This is a genomic window from Mucilaginibacter sp. P4_G9 (genome assembly GCF_056400985.1).
Window position 1 is genome coordinate 1 of the sequence record NZ_JBFUKF010000526.1, and the last position, 2,932, is coordinate 2,932.

Sequence of the window (2,932 nt, forward strand, 5' to 3'; positions counted from 1 at the left end):
CATATATGATGAGGATCAAAAGAAAACCTTCTTTTTTGTTGACTWAGGTCAGCAATAGCTATAAAGCTAAAAATCCCGCCATAATAAGCGGGATTTTTTGGTTTTATACTTTTATCGATTTAATCCCAAAGTTTTTCGGGATAGGTACCATTGGCTACCAGTTCGGATATGCTCTTTTGTACAATAGGCTTATCTTCTTTATAAGTTACTCCAAACCATTTTGATCCGGTAGGGATAACTTTAAATGATGCCGTACCTGTTTTTATCAGTTCATCTGCAACTAAAGGAATAAAGAACTCCGATTTTGGATTTTCTTCATTCGCGGCAACAAATTCTCTGAACATTTCCTCGCTTTGACCGAAAACAGCAGGAGTAAAGCCCCAAAAGTTCATAGATACACGGGTATCATTGCTCAGTGCATGCTCGCCGGTGGCATCTTTATAGGCAACGCTGCCATCTTCTTTAAAGTAAACTTCGGTACGCTCGTTGATCTCGACCATGTTACCTTTATCATCAACTTTACATACACCACGGGATACAGATCCATAGTCAGAAAGGGTCCTGTCTATCTGGTAACCTATCAGCGAGTAGGTATCATCCGCAACTTCAGTGGTTAAAAATTTGGCCATTTTTTCAAACGAATCGTAACCATAAAAATCATCGGCATTAATCACACAAAAAGGTTCGCTTACCTGGTTGCGGGCAGCAAGTACCGCGTGGGCAGTGCCCCATGGTTTTGCGCGTTCAATGATTTTATCGATACCGAAAGGTTTCAGATCAAAACTTTGAAAAATGTAGTCCGTTTCAATACGGCCTTTCAGCTTGGGTTCAAATATTGCTTTAAAATTATCTGCAAATTCCTCGCGGATAATAAAGCTAACTTTGCCAAAACCTGCCTTAATGGCGTCGTATATCGAATAATCGATAATTGTTTCTCCGTTGGGGCCAAAGCCGTCAACCTGTTTCATGCTGCCGTAGCGGCTGGCCATACCTGCGGCCAAAATAAGTAGTGTGGGTTTCATAGAGTGTGTATGTGGGGCATTTATTTGCTAATATCTATTAATGGTGTATAAGGGAATGGCTTAGGGTTGAAATTGTTTTGGGGGTTATGTTATTTGATGTATCTGAAATCCTGTCCGGCCTTAATATTTAACAAAACTTCGTATATCAAACGGATAACATTATCAACATCCTCTTTGTGGATCATCTCGACAGTAGTATGCATATAACGGAGCGGCAAGGATATTAATGCTGATGGTACACCATCATTTGAGTAGGCAAATGCATCGGTATCGGTACCCGTAGACCGTGATGAAGCCTGGCGCTGAAAAGGGACCCCTGCTTTTTGTGCTGTTTCGATAAGCAGCTTATTCAGGTTGTTTTGTACCGCCGGAGCGTATGATACTACCGGGCCACGACCGCACGCCAGGTCGCCCTGGGTTATCTTATTGATCATTGGAGTTTGGGTATCATGCGTAACATCGGTTACGATGGCTACATTCGGTTTAATTTTGTGGGCTATCATTTCGGCGCCACGTAAACCAATCTCTTCCTGTACGGCGTTTACAATGTATAAGCCAAATGGTAATTTTATATTGTTCTCTTTAAGTAAACGGGCAACTTCGGCAATCATAAAGCCACCGGCACGGTTATCCAGTGCCCGGCCCACATAATAACGATCATTAAGGATCATGAATTCATCCTCATAGGTAATAACACATCCAACATGGATGCCTAATTTTTCCACCTCATCTTTAGAGGTACAACCGCAATCCAAAAAAATATTTTTCAGCGTTGGGGCTTCCTCTTTTTCGCCGCCCGAGCGGGTGTGGATAGCAGGCCAGCCAAATACCGCTTTTACAATACCGTTATCAGTATGAATGTTTACTCTTTTTGACGGGGCTATCTGGTGATCTGAGCCGCCATTGCGAATCACGTAGATTAAACCATCGCTGGTAATATAGTTTACAAACCACGATATTTCATCGGCATGTGCCTCAATAACTACCTTGTAATCGGCTTTTGGGTTAATAATACCAACTGCGGTACCATAGTTATCTACATAATGATCATCAATATAAGGCTTTAAATATTCGAGCCATAATTCCTGGCCTTTCCATTCAAAGCCGGTAGGTGAGGGGTTGTTAATATATTTCTCGAAAAAAGACAGCGAAGTTTCGTTTACTATTGAAATATGTGGAGCGGAATCGGATTTTTTTTTAGCCATGTTTTTTTAGTAACCTTACATTGAGCAATAAGCAAATATAATAAAGTGACTGATAATGCACAAAATAACTTGCCATAATGGAAATAAATAAGTGTTTTTATTATAAATTTAATACTTCAATGTCTTAAATTAATGTTTTTTTAATTATTTGGTGAATTAAACCATTTGATTAATTATTTGTCATTAACTGTAAGTTTTACAGTAATCTGCAAATCCGGGTTATTTACAATAATTTTGATCTTTATTACCTAATTCATACCATATCGTGAAACGATTTGCTCCATTTTTTATACTGATAAGCGTTCTTTTAGTATCATGCAGCGTGCCGCAGTATGTTACCGTGCCTGTTAATTATGGTCCTAAGCTGGGCTTTAGGCATGATACCACTACCATTGTAATAATTAATCGTTTTAAGCCCGATTCTATAAAGGTAAGGGACAATAGGAAAAAGGCGGCGTTTAAGGCGGGTGCCTATACTGCTATTGCTACTGCTGCAGATCAGCTGAAGTATTTAAAGGGAGTGAACACCATAAAGCTGGCTGATTCTTTAAATTTAATGGTAAGCACCGATTCGGTAAAAATGCTGGCCGCTAAATATAAAGCGCATTATGTTTTAACGCTGGATAATTTTAACACGGGTATTTATGTAGATAACTCGATATATGATGGTAACCAGGTTGTTTATTATACTACCAAGGTTAAAAC

At 39.4% G+C, this 2,932-nt stretch carries 3 protein-coding genes; 1 reads left to right on the forward strand and 2 read right to left on the reverse strand.

Annotated features, from left to right (window positions below; translation table 11 throughout):
* Window positions 1-119 precede the first annotated feature (119 nt).
* Both AC1DPZ_RS24820 and AC1DPZ_RS24825 read right to left on the reverse strand, forming a co-directional pair.
* Window positions 120-1,022: a nucleotidyltransferase family protein gene (locus tag AC1DPZ_RS24820; RefSeq protein ID WP_477408521.1), complete on the reverse strand. Its 903-nt coding sequence runs from the start codon at window positions 1,020-1,022 to the stop codon at window positions 120-122.
* A gap of 89 nt (window positions 1,023-1,111) precedes the next feature.
* Entirely contained in the window at window positions 1,112-2,227 is a 1,116-nt protein-coding gene (locus tag AC1DPZ_RS24825) for a M42 family metallopeptidase (RefSeq protein WP_477408523.1), read from the reverse strand.
* A gap of 265 nt (window positions 2,228-2,492) precedes the next feature.
* Here AC1DPZ_RS24825 and AC1DPZ_RS24830 point away from each other — a divergent pair.
* Window positions 2,493-2,932, forward strand: a 440-nt coding sequence (locus AC1DPZ_RS24830) for a hypothetical protein (RefSeq protein WP_477408525.1), incomplete at its 3' end; no start/stop codon positions are given.

What these genes read in the sequence shown, in the direction of transcription:
- AC1DPZ_RS24825 (WP_477408523.1), bottom strand. Translation starts at nt 2,227, where the DNA reads ATGGCTAAAAAAAAATCCGATTCCGCTCCACATATTTCAATAGTAAAC.
- AC1DPZ_RS24820 (WP_477408521.1), bottom strand. Translation starts at nt 1,022, where the DNA reads ATGAAACCCACACTACTTATTTTGGCCGCAGGTATGGCCAGCCGCTAC.